Here is a 17,840-nt window from a genome sequence, read left to right on the forward strand (position 1 = left end):
TGAAGACTTCCCATGGCGCTGCACTTCACCGCCGCCAGAGCCTTCACACGGAACGTGATGGCGAGCAGCGTGCCTCTCCCGGCATGGATGCATTCTCACAGAGAGCAACCCGCTCACGAGACGCCTGAAAGATCACGGGAAGATGTCGACGACACAGTGAATTATCTCTCTCAGGATCAAGGTGAACGCCATGAGCAACGAATTCGGTTTCAGCATCAAGAGTCTGCGCTTCGACGAGAACTACACGCCGGCGGAAAACACCCGCCTGACCACCAACTTCGCCAACCTGGCGCGTGGTGAGAGCCGTCAGCAGAACCTGCGCAGCACGCTGAACATGATCAACAACCGATTCAATGCGCTGGCCAACTGGGACAACCCCAAGGGCGATCGTTACTCCGTCGAGCTGGACATCATCTCCGTCGAGCTGAACATCGATGCGGCACGTTCCGACAATGCCCTGCCGATCATCGAGATCCTGCAGACCACCATCGTCGACCACCAGACGAATCAGCGCATTGACGGCGTGACCGGCAACAACTTCTCGTCATACGTACGCGATTATGACTTCAGCGTGCGTCTGCTGGAGCACAACAAGGGCAAGGACTCCTTCAGCGTACCGGAGCAGTTCGGCGAGCTGCACGGCAATCTGTTCCAGGCCTTCGTGGGTTCCCCCGCCTACAAGGAATGCTTCAAGAAGCCGCCGGTCATCTGCATCAGCGTCTCGACCACCAAGACCTATCAACAGACCGAGAACGTGCACCCGATCCTCGGGGTGGAATATCGCCAGGACGACGATTCCCTGACCGATGCCTACTTCAGCAAGATGGGCCTGAAGGTACGTTACTTCATGCCGCCGGGCAGCGTTGCGCCGCTGGCCTTCTATCACACCGGCGACCTGCTCAACGATTACAGCAATCTGGAACTGATCAGCACCATCAGCACCATGGATACCTTCCAGAAGATCTATCGTCCCGAGGTCTACAACGCCAATTCCGTGGCCGGCAAATCCTATCAGGCGAGCCTGAAGCAGCAGGACCACTCACTGACGCGCATCGTGTACGACCGCGAAGAGCGCAGCCAGCTCGCCATCGAGCAGGGCAAATTCGTGGAAGAGAGCTTCATCAAGCCTTACCAGAACCTGCTCGAGCAGTGGTCCGCCAAATGGTCCGCCAACCGATAAATCCATTATTGGTCAGCTCACTGAGCCGCAAACAGCGCGCGCTGATCGACGAACGACTTCCGCTATCTGAACCATTCCAAGGACAAGGTTATTCATCATGACGAGATTACTCCCGACCTCCACCGCTGGCAGCCTGCCGAAACCGTCCTGGCTCGCCGAACCGGAGGTCCTCTGGTCCCCCTGGAAGCTCGAAGGTGAGGCACTGATCGCGGGCAAGCAAGATGCCCTGCGCGTCTCCCTGCAGGAGCAGCAACACGCCGGGATCGACATCGTCAGCGATGGCGAGCAATCGCGTCAGCACTTCGTCACCACCTTCATCGAGCACCTGAATGGTGTGGATTTCGAGAAGCGCGAAACCGTCAAGATCCGGGATCGCTACGAAGCCAGCGTGCCGTCCGTGGTCGGCCCGGTCTCCCGCCAGAAGCCGGTGTTCGTCGAGGATGCCAAGTTCCTGCGCTCGCAGACCGATCAACCGATCAAGTGGGCACTGCCGGGACCGATGACCATGGTCGACACCCTCTTCGATGGTCATTACAAGAGCCGCGAGAAGCTGGCATGGGAATTCGCCAAGATCCTCAACGAGGAAGCCAAGGAACTCGAAGCGGCAGGCGTCGACATCATTCAGTTCGATGAACCGGCCTTCAACGTGTTCTTCGATGAAGTGAATGAATGGGGTATTGCCACGCTGGAGCGCGCGATCGAAGGCCTCAAGTGCGAGACCGCCATCCACATCTGTTACGGCTACGGCATCAAGGCCAACACCGATTGGAAGAACACCCTGGGCTCCGAATGGCGCCAGTACGAAGAAGCCTTCCCCAAGCTTCAGCAATCCAACATTGATATCGTCTCGCTGGAGTGCCACAACTCCCACGTGCCGATGGAGCTAATCGAGCTGATTCGTGGCAAGAAGGTCATGGTTGGCGCCATCGATGTCGCCAGCAACACCATCGAGACGCCGAAAGAGGTCGCCGAGACCCTGCGCAAGGCGTTGCAGTTCGTGGATGCCGACAAGCTCTACCCCTGCACCAACTGCGGCATGGCCCCGCTCTCCCGTGAAGTCGCCCGCGGCAAGCTGCAGGCACTCAGCGCCGGCGCCGCCATCGTGCGCAAGGAACTCGAAGCACAGCGCTGATCGCTTGCCGAGACACTGAACTGGCCAATGCATAGAGCGGGCCCGGACACAGCACTGACAGATAGCGCCAGGCTAGTACCGACCCGAGTTGGCCCGACGATAGTGCTCAAGAGTGGAAGCAGCTGCGGCTGATACCGCCGCAAACAAAAATGGCCATCGTGAAGGATTCACGACGGCCATTTTTTCATCACTTGCCCCCTTGTCACTCAAACTCTCAGTCCCGCGCTATCGCTGCAGCCCCTCCCCCACGGCTGCTCGTTACCACCTCCCCAATTCTCAGGACCTGTCATGTCGCTCTCCAACACTCACTCAGCCCCCACCATCGAACCTGCCAGTTTCCGTGAAGCCCTCGGTCACTTCGCCTCCGGCATCACGATCATCACTACCCAGGTCGACGACGAACCGATTGGCTTCACCTGCCAGTCGTTCTACAGCGTCTCGATGAACCCGCCGCTGGTCTCCTTCAGCGTCAAGGCAAGCTCCTTCAGCTACCCGAAGATCCGCCAGGCAGAGCGCTTTGCCGTCAACATCCTCTCCAGTGAGCAAAGCCATGTCTCCAACCAGTTCGCCATGCGCGGCGCGGATAAATGGCAAGGCATCGACTGGCAGCTCTCCCCTCTCGGCAACCCGGTCATCAATGACAGCCTGCACTGGCTCGACTGCAAGATTCACGCTGAGCACCCCGCAGGTGATCACCTGATCGTGATCGGGGAAGTGAAGGGACTAAATCTGGATGTTGCAGCGACCTCACGGCCGCTACTTTATTTCAAGGGGAAGTATGGAGACTTGGCTTGGGAAGAATGATATTTCATAGAGATTACTAAATTACACAATACCTAGCTTATTATGCTACTCAATTTTCGAGAAAAGTAGGCTTCTACCAAGAATAGAAGTCTAGAGAGTTAACTTTTGGACACATACTCTGAATGCAGCACTTTACCACTTTGCATCGGTGTTGCATTCAGAAGTAGCGCCCGAAAAATCAATTTAGCTGTTCTTGTATCAACTGCCAGTTATCCTCATAGACCTCAAGATTTGAAATATAATATCTGTTATCGTAGGATCGGAAGTTTTTGGGCCTCCTCCAATTATGCTTATCCATAAATTCTCTATAATTTTCAGAGCAGATTGTTTGAATATCTTGCTTTGTCAGAATGAAAAAACGATCGACTGCATCGTCCTCAGGAGCCGCCAAGGCTACACATACATATATAAGCTTTGGGTTAGTAATATCTAAGTTTCCATGATCTATTTGAATTCCCTTTTTTTCATCAAGCTCAATATCGATCCATCGATTCGCAGAAGTTGGCCAGCTATGGCCTCTGGAGGTTTTGACTTGAATAGGTAAAGTCTGAAGAGAATCGTTAGCAACAATAAGATCAAATTCGGGTACATTCCCGGTAAACGATGTTGCTATTAATCCACGTCGACCTAGCTCGGCACACACCAAGTACTCACCAACCTGTCCAGCCAACTTACTTTTGAGTCCTTTCTTCATTCCTCAATCCCCTACAAGGTGCGACCATTATAGAATTTCACACCATACTAATAATACATGAATATCAATTTAAAAATAAATAGAATATTCACTAGCTTCAGGTAAGCCCTCACCAACGTCTGTTGCACTCAGGTCAACAAACACGACGCTCTCTGGTCTCCCTCCGTGCTTCCTCCTTGTTCTAGCGTAGTCAAGCAGCTCCTAAACTAGAACAAGGACAATTGATGTTTACCAACAGTCAGTTAGAGACAGCCAGATCGCTCAGACACCACTTCCATCAGCACCCCGAGCTGAAGTTCGAGGAGACCCAGACAGCGAAGGTGGTCGCCGAGAGATTGCGCGAGCTGGGATACAAGGTCACAGAGGGTATTGCAGAGACAGGTGTCTTGGCGGAACTGGACACTGGTCGCCCGGGGCCCGTGATCGCCTTTCGCGCGGACATGGATGCGCTGCCGATTGATGAGGCCAACACCTTTTCACACTGTTCCACCAAGCGTGGGCTGATGCATGCCTGCGGACATGATGGCCATACCGCCACACTCCTCTTGGCAGCTGAAGCCATCATGGAGCAGCGCGGTACCCTGTCAGGGCATCTGAAGCTTATCTTCCAGCCAGCGGAGGAAGGTGGTAACGGCGCGGCACGGATGATCGAAGAAGGTGTGCTGGAGAATCCGAAAGTCTCCGCGATATTCGGCTACCACAATCGTCCGAACTTCCCGGCCGGCCAGGTATTCGTCAAACCCGGTCCAGCCATGGGGGGTAACGACACCTTCCGTGTCACTGTCGAAGGGAAAACCGGGCATGCCGCCATGCCGCACCTGGCAGTGGATGCGATCTATGTGGGTACCTCGATCATCCAGCAGCTTCAAGGACTGGTCGCGCGTCACAAATCGCCGCTGGAAGCAGGTGTCATCACGATTGCCGCCTTCCATGCCGGTGATGCGGCCAACATCATCCCCGGCGAAGCCGAGATCCTGATCAACATACGCAGTGACCGCACTTCGTCACGAGATGCTCTGGCCGGCCAGCTTGAGCAGGTCATTTCGGGCGTGTGCAGCGCGCATGGCGCTAGCTACCGAATGACGCATGAGCTCGAGATCCCGCCTCTCCTCAATGACGCCGAATGGTCTGACAAGGTTCTCGAGATCGCTCGTCAGCACCAGGTCAGTGATGACATTAAGAAGCTGGATTACATGCCCACCATGGGCGCTGAGGACTTCGCCTTCTACCTAAGAGAAATCCCCGGGTGCTTCTTCTTCGTCGGTAACGGCGACAGCGCCTATCTCCATAACGAGCATTACGACTTCAACGACTCCATCCTGCCGATCGCGGGCGGTGTCTTCCTGTCATTGGCCAAGGACTTGCTGGCACGCGATTGAACAAGTCGGTCAGATCAACATAACAAGGACAACAACAATGCAAGCCGTTCTCGCATCCATCGAACGTACAGGGAACAAGCTCCCTCACCCCTTCATTCTGTTCACGATTCTGGCAGGACTGATCATCCTTGCCTCGGCGGTGCTGGACCTACTCGGTGTGTCTGCCGTCAATCCGCAAAGCGATGCCGTGGTACATGTGCGTAGCCTGGTATCACCTGAGGGGCTGGAGTTCATGTTGACCAGCGTGGTCAGCAACTTCATCAACTTCCCGCCCCTGGGGCTCATCCTGGTCGTCATGTTCGGGATAGGCCTGGCTGACAAGGTCGGTCTCATGTCCACGCTCATGCAGGTCAGCGTCGCGAAAGCGCCTCCGGTCCTGCTGACGTTCTGCGTCTTCATGGCGGGTATCTGCGGCAGTATCGCCTCGGATGCCAACTACCTGATCCTGATACCGCTCGCGGCGATGGTGTACCACTCTGTGGGCCGTCATCCCATCGCCGGAGCCGCAGCAGCCTATGCAGCTGCCGGCGCCGGCTACGATGCCAGTCTGTTCGTGACCGTGGGCGACGCACTGTTCTCCGGCATCACCACGGATGCTGCCAGGCTCGTGGATCCTGATGCCTATATATCACCGGTCGACAACTACTACTTCGTCGCCTGTTCGGTGTTCGTGCTGGCCATCGTCGGGACTCTCATCATCGACAAGGTGGTGGAGCCGCGTCTGCAGCGCGTCCTGCCCATGGGTAAGGACTTCACGGCACAGGGTGAAAAGCCTGAGTTGAAGCCTGAAGAATGGACCGGCATCAAGCGCGTCGGCCTAGCCACACTGGCCTATGTGATACTTGTCTTGATCGCGGTACTGCCTGAGGCTTCACCGCTGCGCAATGCCGATGGCGGCTTGATCCCCTCTCCCTTCCTCAAGTCTCTCGTGCCGCTGATGTTCCTGTACTTCGTACTGATAGGCCTTGTCTACGGCGCGACTGTCGGCAAGATCACCAGCAGTCGCGATGTCCCACAGAAGATGGCGGAATCTGCCAGCGAGCTGGCCCCGACGCTGGTGCTGTTCTTCGCGATCTCGCAGTTCATCGCCTACTTCAAGTGGTCCGAGCTGGGCCAGTTCATTGCCATTGAAGGCTCTGATATCTTACAGAGCACAGGCTTTACCGGCCTGCCGCTGGTCGGTGCCTTCATCGTGATGACGGCAGTGCTCAACATCTTCATGACGAGCGGCTCCGCCCAATGGGCACTGATGGCACCGGTCTTCGTGCCCATGCTGATGATGATCGATTTCGACCCTGCCTTCGTGCAGGCGATGTTCCGTATCGGGGATTCCAGTACCAATATCATCTCGCCGATGAGCCCCTACTTCTCGGTGGCGTTGGTCTACATGCAGCGCTATCAACCGGAAATGGGCCTCGGTACTCTCGTGGCTACCATGCTGCCGCTGGCGCTTGGCTTCCTGATCGCCTGGTCGGCCTTCCTGATGCTATGGCTCTCACTGGGCTGGGCCATCGGGCCGGGGGTCTACATGATGGCGAGCTGAGTCAGTGCATCCCCATCATCACCTTCCATAGATAGTCGGCAGCCGGCGTCAGCCGTCTGCCGACTCTGCGTACCAGATTGCCTTGGGTCGCCTCTGCCAAAGGATGCTCGATGGGGATGGCAGACAGGAGGCCCGCCGAGACCTCTTCATGTGCAGCGGCTGCCGTCATGAAGGCGACACCGATACCCGCACAAGCCATCCGGCGAGAAATGGAGTGCAGATTGCAGCGATAGGAAGGTGTCGCGACCTGACCCGCTGTACGGAAGATGTCATTGACCAGACGCTGCGACCCCGAAACCTCCGGCAAAAAGATCAACTTGTGACGCGCCAACTCGGCCACGGAGACGCTTTCATGATCTGCCAAGGGATGGTCCCTCGCCACGAGAGCACATAGAGGCCCGCGGGCAAAGGAATGCACGACCAGACGTGGGTCTACCACCGGTCCGTAAGTCACCGCGATATCCACCTCATCATGCAAGACCATCTCATGAGGCTCGCGCGGCACATAGATGCCGGTGCGCATATCGATCATCACATCCGGATAACGCTTTGCGACGGTACTCAGCACCGACTTGATGAAGCTATCCACGAAACCATCACCGACAGAGACAGTGACCTGCCCTGTCTGCAGATTCTTCCAGCGTGACAGCGTATCGCGAAGCTCGGAGTTGAGTTGCCGCTGTGCCAGATAACTCTCCAGCACCAGTCTCCCCGCCTCCGTTGGCAGTACATGGCGGCCATTTCTCTCGAGCAACGCCACGCCCAGCGCATTCTCCAGACTCCGGATCTGACGCGTTACGACAGAAGGATTCACATCCAGATGCTCTGCAGCCGCCCGAACCCCACCACAACTACTGACTTCCTGCAGATAAAGCGCGCGCTTGTCCAGACACTCCATTTGTCACTACGCCTCTGATAATCAGTGCTACATGCTGGTAGTCATACAGATACCACAGATTCCATCTGCACATCGCATGTCGCTAACTGCCTGAATATGCGACGCACCTCGCCATACCCTGATTTAGTCATGATGCATGACGCGCTATCATGCCCCTACAGCCTTATCTGCAATTCCTGAAGCAGTTCCATACGCGGGAGCATCATCGTGAACACGGAAAGTCATTCCCAGCTGGCGAGTTACATCTGGTCCATCGCGGACCTGCTGCGCGGCGACTTCAAGCAGTCTCAATACGGGCGCATCATCCTGCCCTTCACCCTGCTGCGCCGCCTGGAGTGCGTACTGCAAGACACCAAGGCCAAGACACTGGCCGTGGCAGAGGAGAACGCCGACAAGCCGGATACCCTGCGCGAGAAACTGTTGATGCGTGCCACCGGGCGCGAGTTCTTCAATGCGTCACCGCTTAGCCTGGGCACGCTCTCCGCGACCCAGACATCTGAAGACTTGATGAGCTACGTGCAGGCCTTCAGCCCCAGCGCGCGGGAGATCTTCGAGCACTTCGAGTTCGAGAACTTCGTCCTGCAGCTGAGCAACAACAACCTGCTCTACAAGGTGGTCGAGCGCGTCGCCGAGATCGACCTCAGCCCCGAGGCTGTCAGCAACTACGAAATGGGTATCATCTTCGAGGAGCTGATCCGCAAGTTTGCCGAGAGCTCCAACGAGACCGCCGGTGAGCACTTCACTCCGCGCGATATCGTTCACCTCACCACTTCACTGCTGATGACCGGTGAAGAAGAACACATCGCGCCCGGTGGTATCGTCACCCTGTATGACCCCACAGCGGGTACCGGTGGCTTCCTCTCCGAGGGCGATGCCTACATTCAGGACATCAGCCACAACGTCAGCGTCTCGCTGCACGGGCAGGAGCTCAATCCCGAGTCCTACGCCATCTGCAAGGGCGACATGCTGATCAAGGGCCAGGGCATTAATCAAATCAAGCTCGGCAATACCCTCTCCGATGACCAGCTGGCCGGTGAGCGCTTCGCCTACATGCTCTCCAACCCGCCCTTCGGTGTTGACTGGAAGAAGGTGCAGAAGCAGATCACCGATGAGCACACCTTCAAGGGCCACGATGGTCGCTTTGGCCCCGGCCTGCCGCGTGTCTCCGATGGCTCGCTGCTGTTCCTCATGCACCTGGTCGCCAAGATGCGCGCGCCCAGCGATGGCGGCTCGCGTATCGGCATCATCCTCAATGGTTCGCCGTTGTTTACCGGCGGTGCCGGCAGTGGTGAGTCCGAGATTCGCCGCTACCTACTCACCCGCGACATGGTGGAAGCCATCATCGCGCTGCCGACGGACATGTTCTACAACACCGGCATTGCCACCTATGTGTGGATTCTCTCCAACCGCAAGCCGAAGGCACGCAAGGGCAAGGTGCAGCTGATCAATGCCGGTGACATGGGCAGCAAGATGCGCAAGTCGCTCGGCAGCAAGCGCAAGTACCTGGAAGACGGCCAGATTGAAGAGCTGGTGCGCCTCTACGGCAGCTTTGCTGGAGAAGACGAGAGCCTCACGGAAGACGGCGCGCCGCGCAGCAAGATCTTCGCCAATGAGGACTTCGGCTACCGCCGTATCACTGTCGAGCGTCCGCTACGCCTCGACTTCCAGGCCAGTGAAGAACGCCTCGCCCGCCTGAGTGACGAGAAGGCCATCCAGAAGCTCAAGGAAGAAGAACGCAGCGCTCTGCTCGCCGCCTGCACCACCCTGCCGGATACCCTATTCACCAACCGTGACGCCTTCACCAAGATGCTCAAGGCCACCTTCAAGGCGGAGCTTCCCGCCAGCATGAAAGTCGGTGCCCCGCTGCTCAAGGCCGTCATGAATGCTTTGAGCGAGCGCAGTGACACAGCCGATATCTGTTGTGACAAGTACGGCAATCCGGAAGCCGACAGCGGCCTGCGCGACTACGAGAATGTGCCGATGAATGAATCGGTGTTGGAGTACTTCGAGCGTGAAGTGAAGCCCCACGTGCCCGATGCCTGGATCGATGACACCAAACGTGACCCGCTCTCTGGCCGTCTCGGCATCGAAGGCTATGAAATCCCCTTCAACCGCCACTTCTACCAGTTCGTGCCGCCGCGCCCGCTGGAGGCCATCGATGCCGACCTCAAGGCCTGTACCGACCGTATCAAGCAGATGATCGAGGAGATGTCGGCATGAGCTTCAAGGCCTATGACGAATATAAGGACTCCGGCGTCGAGTGGCTGGGGAAAGTGCCTAGCCACTGGAAAATAAGCCGTATTAAGCTTCTTGCTGAATTGGTTACTGGTATCACTCCACCCAGCGATGACTTATCAAATTATGCTGATTCTGGCTGGCCTTGGCTTAGACCTGATGACTTAGATGAATCAGGAGCCTCATCGCATGGAACAAAATTTTTAACGACTAAAGGCTGGAACTTCTGTAGGCCTATCCCACCACACTCTACTTTAGTGTGCTGCATTGGCAGTATTGGGAAAATAGGTTTCAACAAAAGCCTATCGTGCACAAACCAACAAATTACCAGCTTAATCCCTAAGCAAAGCCCCAAATTCTTGTTTTATCTTTTGAAAGCCTGTAAGAATGAGCTCGAATTATATGCCACAGGGAATGTACTTCGCATATTGAACGCGGAGCGTTTAGGGAACATTTCAATAATAATCCCGACATTACCAGAGAGTAGAAAAATAGCTATTTTCCTCGATCACGAAACCGCACGTATCGATGCGCTGATCGAGGAGCAACAACGCCTGATCACCCTCCTCAAGGAGAAGCGTCAGGCGGTGATCTCGCACGCCGTCACCAAGGGACTGGACCCGAATGTGCCGATGAAGGACTCCGGCGTGGAGTGGCTGGGAGACGTGCCGGCGCATTGGGTAAAAAAGCGCCTAAAGAACATATCCCCCTTTATAACTGTAGGAATTGTTGTAAATCCCAGCAGCTATATTTCTGAAGATGGCTTGCCATTCATATATGGCGGAGAGGTAAAAGAAGGTTTCATAGAATTAACAAAAGTCAGAAAAATCAGCAGAAAAGACAGTCTTTCAAACAAGAAAACTATGCTTCAAAAAGATGATCTTATCACTATGCGAGTAGGCTACCCAGGAATTACAGCTGTAGTGCCTGCCGCATGTGAAGGTGGCAATTGCGCATCCGTAATGTTACTAAAGAGAGGGAGCTTCAACTCTTCTTGGTTATGCTATGTGATGAATAATCGCTTGATAAGACATCAGGTCGAAATCGTCCAATATGGTGCAGCGCAAAAACAATTTAACATTGCTGATGCTATTGAATTTTGGCTTTATACACCTCCAGCTAACGAGCAAAATTTAATCGCAGAATACTTAAGCGAAGAAGAAGAATTATTCAGGGAGTTAACAAATAATAATTTTGAAGCAATAAAATTACTTAAGGAACGTCGCTCTGCCCTGATCTCCGCCGCTGTCACCGGCAAGATCGATGTGCGTGACTGGCAGCCGCCAAAGGCTAACCAGACAGCAGCCGAACCAGCGGAGGCCAGCGCATGAGCCAGGGGCGCAGTATCCGGTTATTTCTGGTCGATGGCACACCGAGTGGCCTGATGACTGCCGAAATCATGAACTGGACCGGGCATGTCATCACCGGCCCGCGGGGTAAATTGAGCCAGCTGGTGCAGCGCCCTGAGTGCTGTCGTACCGGTATCTACTTCCTGATCGGCCCTCCCGCCGAGGATAGCTCTCTGCCGTCGGTGTATATCGGCGAGAGCGATGACGTAGCCACCCGCCTCAAACAGCACAACCGCCCGGAGGACAAAGGCGGCAAGGACTTCTGGGAGCGGGTGTGCCTGGTGACAAGCAAGGACCAGAACCTGACCAAGGCCCACGCCAAACACCTCGAAAGCCTGTTGATGCAGGCCGCGCGTGAGGCCGGCCAATGCCATCTGCTCAATGGCACCGCCCACGAGTACGGCGGCCTGCCGGAATCGGACCGTGCCGACATGGCCTTCTTCATGGAGCAGATTCGCACCGTACTCCCGGTGCTCAGCTTCGACTTTCTCCGTGAGCGCCCCACCCCGTCAGCTTCCAGTACCACTGTCGAACCGGCTGACACCAGTGCTCAAGCATCACCACTCTTTGTGGCAGAGGTGCCGCGCTTCGGTATCAAGGCGCTGGGCAAGGAAATCGAAGGCGAGTTTTATGTCTTGAAGGGGTCGCTGGCCAAGGGCAGCTGGACAGGCAAAGGCGGGGGCTATCAGAACCTTTACCAGCAACTCTGTGACAACGGGGTACTGATCGAGGCGGAAAAAGGATTACGCTGCTTTTCTACCGATCAGGCTTTCTCGAGTCCCAGCGCCGCCGCCGCGGTGGTGTCCGGCCGTGCAGCCAATGGGCGCGAGCACTGGAAGACAGAAAGCACCGGCCAGACCTACGCGGACTGGCAAGACAGCGTGGTAATGACGACCCCCAGCGCCACCGATGAAGGCTACGCCCAATAACGTACCAGTGAGTCAGGCCAGCATGCCGACTCCTCACGAACAAGCAGGAATGCCTCATGGCTGATAGCAAGGAAGCGCAGTTTCAGCAGGACATCGTCGATAGCCTCGTCGCCAGTGGCTGGCAGCTGGGCAAGGCGAGTCAGTACGATCGCGCCACGGCGCTTTACCCCGAAGATGTGATTGCCTACCAGAAGGCCGCCTGGCCGGAGCGCTGGAACAAGCTCTGCGGCAACCAACAGAAGCCTGAGCAGGTGCTGATTCAGCAAACGGAGCGTCACCTCAAGAAGGTGGGCACGCTGGCCGTGTTGCGCCACGGTTTCAAGATACCGGGCAATACGTTGGTGATGTGCAGCTTCATGCCGGACCACGCCATGAATCCGGAGTCGGTGCAGCGCTATCAGGCCAATATCCTGCGCGTGGTACCGGAGGTGTCCTACTCCCTGCATGCCAAGGACAGCAGCAATGGCAAGGCCAGCTACAACCCACGGCTGGACCTCGTGCTGTTCGTCAATGGCCTGCCGGTGGCCACGCTGGAACTGAAGAGCGCCTTCAAGCAATCGCTGGAAGCCGCCAAGCGTCAGTACCGCAAGGACCGCCCGCTGAAAGACCCCATCACCCGCAAGGAAGAGCCGCTGCTGTCCTTCAAGCGTGGGGCACTGGTGCACTTCGTGGCACGTCAGGATGAAATAGCGATGACCACCCGTCTGGCGGGCGACAAGACCTTCTTCCTGCCCTTCAACCGAGGCAGCGAGGAAGGCGGAGCCGGCAACCCGCCTGCGGAGGACGCCAACAGCTATGCCACCGACTATCTGTGGAAGCAGGTACTGCAGCCGGATGCCTGGCTGAAGATCATCGGCCGCTTCCTCCACCTGGAGGAGAAGACCAGCGAGGACTTCGCAGGCAACCGCATCACCAAGGAAACGATGATCTTCCCGCGTTTCCATCAGTGGCAGGTCGTCAATCAACTGCTTGAGGCCACACGCAATGAGGGGGCGGGCAACCGCTACCTGATCCAACACAGTGCGGGGTCAGGCAAGTCAAATTCCATCGCTTGGACGGCGCATCAGCTGGCCAACCTGTATGCCGAGGATGGCAGCCGCATGTTCAACTCCGTCATCGTGGTGACGGACCGCACCGTGCTGGACAGTCAGCTGCAGAACACCATTTATCAGTTTGAGCATGCCCACGGCGTGGTGTGCCCCATCAGCCGTGAAGGCGCGAGTGCCAGTAAGTCAGTCCAGCTCGCGGATGCCCTGGCGGCCAACACCCGCATCATCATCGTGACCCTACAGACCTTCCCCGCCCTCTTCGATGCGCTGGAGAAGCGCCCCAAGCTGGCGGAAGGCCACTATGCCGTCATCGCGGATGAGGCCCACTCCTCTCAGACGGGCTCGTCTGCAGGCAAGCTCAAAGCTCTGCTCAATAGCGCCGGGCAGACCAATGATCCAGAAGCTGAGCTGAGCAGCGAAGAGGTTATGGAAGCGGCCGTGGCGGCGCGCAGTGCCAGTCAGCGCATCAGCTACTACGCCTTCACCGCCACGCCCAAGGGCCGCACCTTGGAATTGTTCGGGGTACGCCCGGAGCCGGATCTGCCAGCCAGCGATAGCAACAAGCCTCGCCCCTTCCACCTCTACTCCATGCGTCAGGCCATCGAGGAAGGCTTCATTCTCGATGTACTACGTCGCTATACCACCTACAAGACGGCATGGAAGCTCTCGCATCCGGATGGCGAAGAGATAGAGGTGGACTCAAAGAAGGCCAGCCGCACCCTGGCGCGCTGGGTACGCTTGCACCCGCACAACATCAATCAGCGGGTCGAAGTCATCGTCGAACACTTCCGCCATAACGTGCGCCACCTGCTCAACGGTCAGGCCAAGGCGATGGTGGTCACCAGCAGTCGGCAAGAGGCTGTGCGCTATCAGCTGGCGATGCTCGCCTATGTGAAAGACAAGGGCTATGACGACGTGCACCCGCTGGTGGCCTTCTCGGGAAGCGTGCCGGCCGATGATGTCATCCCCGAGGAAGTCACCGAGGCCAGCGCCCTGCTCAATGCAGGAGTAAAAGGCCGCGACCTTGCCACGGCACTCGATAGCGACGACTTCAATGTGATGATCGCCGCCAACAAGTACCAGACCGGCTTCGACCAGCCCAAGCTATGCGCCATGTACGTGGACAAGAAGCTACAAGGCGTGGAGTGCGTGCAGACTCTCTCGCGCCTCAATCGTCTCTTCCCCGGCAAGGAAACCTTCATCCTCGACTTCTTCAATGACACTCAGGACATTCTGGATGCTTTCGCGCCCTACTACCGGGAAAGCGAGCTGGCCACGGTGTCAGACCCGCAAGTCATCTATGACATGCAGCAAAGTCTGGATGACACCGGCATCTACCACGGACAGGAAGTCACCCAGTTTGCCGAAGCCTTCTTTGACCCCAAGGCACCCTCATCGCAGCTGTCGTTTTACTGTGACCCGGCGCGTGATCGCTTCAACAAGCGTTATGTCGCGCTGACCGAACACATACGCGTGTGGCGTGACGCGCGTGACATTGCCGAGAAGAACGGCGATGAGATGGGCCTTAAGCGCGCCGAGCAAGAGCTCAAGGATGCAGGCACCTCTCGTGATGAGCTCGACCTGTTCCGCAAGAACCTCAAAAGCTTCGTGCGCGCCTACGAGTTTCTCTCACAGATCATCTCCTACGAGGATACAGAGCTGGAGCAGCTTTGCGTGTTCGCCAAGCACCTGAGTCCACTACTGCGGGAAGACCGTCTCAAGGACCCGGAGCTGGACGTCAGCGAGCTAGAGCTGACGCACTACCGCCAGACCAAGCATCAGGAGCAGGAGCTGCGACTGGAAGAGCAGGAAGGCGAATTTGGGCTGGACTCCATCACCGAGGTCGGCTCCGGCACCCCGAAAGATCCGGAGAAGAAGAAGCTGGATGAGATCATCGACACCCTGAATGACCTCTACGGTGCCGAGATCCAGGACGACGACAAGCTCCACTTCGCCAATGGTCTCGCCACCCGCCTTGAGCGAGATGAAGACCTCATGGGGCAGGTCAACAGCTACAGCCTCGAAGACGCCATGAAGGGCCTGCTACCCAAGCGCCTAAACGACGTACTGCTCGATGCACTGGCTGACCAAGAGAAGATGTCCATGCCGATACTGGAAGACGGCGGGATAGAGAAACGCTTCGCTCACCTGATGTATCAGCTGCTCCGGCAGCGGAGTGAAGGCGGCAAGGGGGTGCAGGGGTAAGAGCTAGGAAACGGCGGAGGTAGGGGCATGAGAATGCCCCTACCTCCAATAATCGGACCATCAAGATATCGTCTTAGCGAACCTACGCCTAGTCGTCATCGTCATAGTCCTCCATATCCTCTCTTGCCAATTGGCATGAATAGCACAGTTCACCATTCACTACGGATGTCATACTTTCATTTTCCTCACGTCTATCCATACGAAGTGTGCAATAACAACCTGCACATTGATAATGATAAACCATAGAAATCTCCTGGTAGATGATGAGTCTCAGACATCATAAATCATATGAGCAGTTACGCGACTATATATACTTTACTTCAGGAACAAAGCCTCCATTACGAGCGAGCTCTGACTTCAAAGATGAAAGACCTATATCTTTAGCGCCCAGCCATTCAGACAGTTTCTTTACAGTTTCTACTACCTGGTCACTTGGTAAATCTCTAATCACAAACCTACGTGTGCAAATGCAGTCAAACTCACTATCAGGTAGCAACCTTAGGGACTCGTTTTCTCTCAGAAAGTATCCTAGATTATAAAATGCCCTATACAAATTCAGCTCAACGGCCAAATGATACTCAAGATTTTGGTTGATAATCAGCTTAACTGATACTTTATTGAATCTCTCTGGAAATACGTCAAGTAACTCGTCAAATTTCTTGTAGCTAGCTTTGTGTCTGACAGACGCATCACCCAGCTCATTGAAAAACTGTGGACTTTCGTGAGATATCTCTGAATCTAACCAGCTAGAGCTATGCCATACTTCCTCGCCGACAATGACGCATTCAATCTCTTTTGCGCGATCAGATATCTCGTCACTGACAACACTATCTACATTCAGGTCTAGTCCTTTTTCTTCAAAAAGTACTCTGTCACTTGAATATAGAGACAACTCACATATTAACAACAAGAAAATCCATACGTCGGTATGTCGCATTTCATGCTGGAAGGCAGGGAACACCAACCCATGCCTAGAAAGAATGGCATCAAAAATCTCTCTACCTGGAAGCTCTTGCTTACTATTGCGTGTAAAAAGACCATCCTCCTCTACACCATAGTGATCAATATCGCCATAATCTCTAACTTCTTCTACAGATCTATTTTCAGCGTACCACTGCTGAAATTCAGCGTCGTGGATAATATGGTAAAGACGCTCGGCTACATTTGAATCCACCTTATAGCTAGAATCATTTATATAGCTATTTACTTCTATAGGCAGAAGGCACTTCTTGAGAATATCCATCGCCTGTTGAGACTGTAATGCCTTCTTGGCACGCAGCCATTGCCTTGCCAATAGAACCTGCTCTGTTGTCTCGATCACTTCTTGGAGAGATGTCCATACCTCGCTCACCAGATAAATACCAGGGGCAGCTTGAGGACGGCCGTAGTTTTGATAAAGCTTCTCTGCTGAGTCCTTGGGTAATTGCCACTCGCCTTTCTTGCCTTCAGAGATTCTCGCTGGAGCCACTCCAATGAGTTTCGCAATATTTTGTGCCTGATCATGGGCAGTCACATACCGCAAGAGAAGCTTCGTGTCGCTCTTGGATAACTTCGGGTTCTGGTCGATCATGGATATTCTCCCTGTGATGATGGAACGAACATCAGCATAGAGAATAGCGAAGTACGGAAATAGCGTAATTTTTCTGAATTTATTACAGATCAGTGTCGAAACATCAAGAAATACGAATAAAATCAGACACTTAAAACAATACCCGTTTGGAGAGATCGGGGTTCAAACCTAGACTTAAAAATACTTCCAGCAATTGGGGCCCAGGGTAGAGGCAGGAGGGCCAGCGTCGGTACCCTTCTCGGCTCACCGACCAAAGTGAAGCAGAGCATGGGGTATCGACAGAAGACCGTACCCAATGATCCCAATTCCACGCCCGCTATAACTTGAACATGAACTACCGGTAGATCGGCAGTGAGCCGAGACTCCACAGTAGCCGATCAGCCGTAAGATTCGCCGCACTGCCACCAAGTGGACAAAGCGCCTTCCAAGCATGATGGCCGCTGTTGCCGGTCCGCTACGTGAGGAGTGGAGCCCACAGCAAATCAGTGGCTTCATGGCGCCCTTGGCCGGCGTTAGTGCCAGTCATCAAGGAATCGACTCCTTGATCTGGGACGACCAGGTACGGAGTGGTGACCTTTGGCGAGATCGCCCAGAAGACAGGCACGGCGATCTACTTCACTGACCCACATAACCCATGGCAGCGAGGTTCGAACGAGAGCAGCAGCGGGCTGTTGCGACAGTATCTGCCAAAAGCCACGTATCTCTCCGTCTACAGCTAGGAAGAGCTCGGTGAGATCGCCGACTCAATGAACACACGGCCTCACCAGACACTGAACTGGCGAACCCCGGTGGAAATCTACGCAGAGGTGCTTATAAAATCCGCGGCGATCCGAGCACCCTTCAATAGCGTTGCGCTTGGGACCTGAGATTGCC

Annotated in this window: 12 protein-coding genes and 2 pseudogenes; 11 read left to right on the top strand and 3 right to left on the bottom strand. The window is 55.3% G+C overall.

Translation table 11 applies throughout. The annotated features are described in order from the left end of the window. The first annotated feature begins 190 nt into the window (after positions 1–190). The 3 genes from BFX80_RS11330 to BFX80_RS11340 all read left to right on the top strand — a co-directional run bounded on the left by BFX80_RS11330 (position 191) and on the right by BFX80_RS11340 (position 3,116). Positions 191–1,180 (top strand): DUF1852 domain-containing protein, encoded by a 990-nt coding sequence (locus BFX80_RS11330; protein WP_084208962.1) that lies wholly within the window; start codon positions 191–193, stop codon positions 1,178–1,180. A gap of 97 nt (positions 1,181–1,277) precedes the next feature. After that, complete coding sequence (locus tag BFX80_RS11335) at positions 1,278–2,312, top strand: methionine synthase (RefSeq protein ID WP_084208963.1); 1,035 nt, start codon at positions 1,278–1,280, stop codon at positions 2,310–2,312. Positions 2,313–2,600: 288 nt separating this feature from the next. Then, positions 2,601–3,116: a flavin reductase family protein gene (locus BFX80_RS11340; protein ID WP_084208964.1), complete on the top strand. Its 516-nt coding sequence runs from the start codon at positions 2,601–2,603 to the stop codon at positions 3,114–3,116. A 178-nt stretch (positions 3,117–3,294) separates the two neighbouring features. On the opposite strand, the gene BFX80_RS17865 is transcribed toward BFX80_RS11340, so the two are convergent. Next, a complete protein-coding gene (locus BFX80_RS17865) occupies positions 3,295–3,810 on the bottom strand; it encodes a hypothetical protein (RefSeq protein ID WP_157109481.1) in 516 nt (171 codons plus the stop codon). 224 nt (positions 3,811–4,034) lie between these two features. Between BFX80_RS17865 and BFX80_RS11345 the strand changes: the two genes are divergently transcribed. Together BFX80_RS11345 and BFX80_RS11350 are read left to right on the top strand one after the other, a co-directional pair. Next, positions 4,035–5,189 (top strand): M20 metallopeptidase family protein, encoded by a 1,155-nt coding sequence (locus tag BFX80_RS11345; RefSeq protein ID WP_084208965.1) that lies wholly within the window; start codon positions 4,035–4,037, stop codon positions 5,187–5,189. Between the two features lie 37 nt (positions 5,190–5,226). Beyond that, positions 5,227–6,732 carry an AbgT family transporter gene (locus BFX80_RS11350; RefSeq protein WP_084208966.1) on the top strand — a complete coding sequence of 502 codons (1,506 nt, stop codon included), beginning with the start codon at positions 5,227–5,229 and terminating at the stop codon, positions 6,730–6,732. 1 nt (position 6,733) lies between these two features. Here BFX80_RS11350 and BFX80_RS11355 read toward each other — a convergent pair whose 3' ends face one another. After that, positions 6,734–7,630 (bottom strand): LysR family transcriptional regulator, encoded by an 897-nt coding sequence (locus BFX80_RS11355; RefSeq protein WP_084208967.1) that lies wholly within the window; start codon positions 7,628–7,630, stop codon positions 6,734–6,736. 207 nt (positions 7,631–7,837) lie between these two features. Between BFX80_RS11355 and BFX80_RS11360 the strand changes: the two genes are divergently transcribed. From BFX80_RS11360 to BFX80_RS11375, 4 genes are read left to right on the top strand one after another with little or no spacing between them, the layout of a single operon-like run. Continuing rightward, positions 7,838–9,850 carry a type I restriction-modification system subunit M gene (locus BFX80_RS11360; RefSeq protein ID WP_084208968.1) on the top strand — a complete coding sequence of 671 codons (2,013 nt, stop codon included), beginning with the start codon at positions 7,838–7,840 and terminating at the stop codon, positions 9,848–9,850. Further along, positions 9,847–11,196 carry a restriction endonuclease subunit S gene (locus BFX80_RS11365; RefSeq protein ID WP_084208969.1) on the top strand — a complete coding sequence of 450 codons (1,350 nt, stop codon included), beginning with the start codon at positions 9,847–9,849 and terminating at the stop codon, positions 11,194–11,196. Before BFX80_RS11360 ends, BFX80_RS11365 begins: the two co-directional genes overlap by 4 nt. Next, on the top strand, positions 11,193–12,143 hold the full coding sequence (locus BFX80_RS11370) for a GIY-YIG nuclease family protein (protein ID WP_084208970.1): 951 nt from the start codon (positions 11,193–11,195) through the stop codon (positions 12,141–12,143). Before BFX80_RS11365 ends, BFX80_RS11370 begins: the two co-directional genes overlap by 4 nt. A gap of 56 nt (positions 12,144–12,199) precedes the next feature. Beyond that, positions 12,200–15,397 (top strand): type I restriction endonuclease subunit R, encoded by a 3,198-nt coding sequence (locus BFX80_RS11375; protein ID WP_084208971.1) that lies wholly within the window; start codon positions 12,200–12,202, stop codon positions 15,395–15,397. Between the two features lie 304 nt (positions 15,398–15,701). On the opposite strand, the gene BFX80_RS11380 is transcribed toward BFX80_RS11375, so the two are convergent. Continuing rightward, a complete protein-coding gene (locus tag BFX80_RS11380) occupies positions 15,702–16,967 on the bottom strand; it encodes a hypothetical protein (protein WP_084208972.1) in 1,266 nt (421 codons plus the stop codon). Between the two features lie 391 nt (positions 16,968–17,358). Between BFX80_RS11380 and BFX80_RS18320 the strand changes: the two are divergent. Together BFX80_RS18320 and BFX80_RS18140 are read left to right on the top strand one after the other, a co-directional pair. Beyond that, positions 17,359–17,550, top strand: a pseudogene (locus tag BFX80_RS18320) (IS30 family transposase); the annotation flags it as partial. Beyond that, positions 17,549–17,814: pseudogene (locus tag BFX80_RS18140) on the top strand (transposase); the annotation flags it as partial. The pseudogenes BFX80_RS18320 and BFX80_RS18140, both read left to right, overlap by 2 nt. Between the last annotated feature and the right edge of the window lie 26 nt (positions 17,815–17,840).

It is taken from the genome of Cobetia marina, from assembly GCF_001720485.1.
GTDB classification, from domain to species: domain Bacteria; phylum Pseudomonadota; class Gammaproteobacteria; order Pseudomonadales; family Halomonadaceae; genus Cobetia; species Cobetia marina.

What these genes read in the sequence shown, in the direction of transcription:
- BFX80_RS11330 (WP_084208962.1), top strand. Translation starts at nt 191, where the DNA reads ATGAGCAACGAATTCGGTTTCAGCATCAAGAGTCTGCGCTTCGACGAG.
- BFX80_RS11335 (WP_084208963.1), top strand. Translation starts at nt 1,278, where the DNA reads ATGACGAGATTACTCCCGACCTCCACCGCTGGCAGCCTGCCGAAACCG.
- BFX80_RS11340 (WP_084208964.1), top strand. Translation starts at nt 2,601, where the DNA reads ATGTCGCTCTCCAACACTCACTCAGCCCCCACCATCGAACCTGCCAGT.
- BFX80_RS17865 (WP_157109481.1), bottom strand. Translation starts at nt 3,810, where the DNA reads ATGAAGAAAGGACTCAAAAGTAAGTTGGCTGGACAGGTTGGTGAGTAC.
- BFX80_RS11345 (WP_084208965.1), top strand. Translation starts at nt 4,035, where the DNA reads ATGTTTACCAACAGTCAGTTAGAGACAGCCAGATCGCTCAGACACCAC.
- BFX80_RS11350 (WP_084208966.1), top strand. Translation starts at nt 5,227, where the DNA reads ATGCAAGCCGTTCTCGCATCCATCGAACGTACAGGGAACAAGCTCCCT.
- BFX80_RS11355 (WP_084208967.1), bottom strand. Translation starts at nt 7,630, where the DNA reads ATGGAGTGTCTGGACAAGCGCGCGCTTTATCTGCAGGAAGTCAGTAGT.
- BFX80_RS11365 (WP_084208969.1), top strand. Translation starts at nt 9,847, where the DNA reads ATGAGCTTCAAGGCCTATGACGAATATAAGGACTCCGGCGTCGAGTGG.
- BFX80_RS11370 (WP_084208970.1), top strand. Translation starts at nt 11,193, where the DNA reads ATGAGCCAGGGGCGCAGTATCCGGTTATTTCTGGTCGATGGCACACCG.
- BFX80_RS11375 (WP_084208971.1), top strand. Translation starts at nt 12,200, where the DNA reads ATGGCTGATAGCAAGGAAGCGCAGTTTCAGCAGGACATCGTCGATAGC.
- BFX80_RS11380 (WP_084208972.1), bottom strand. Translation starts at nt 16,967, where the DNA reads ATGATCGACCAGAACCCGAAGTTATCCAAGAGCGACACGAAGCTTCTC.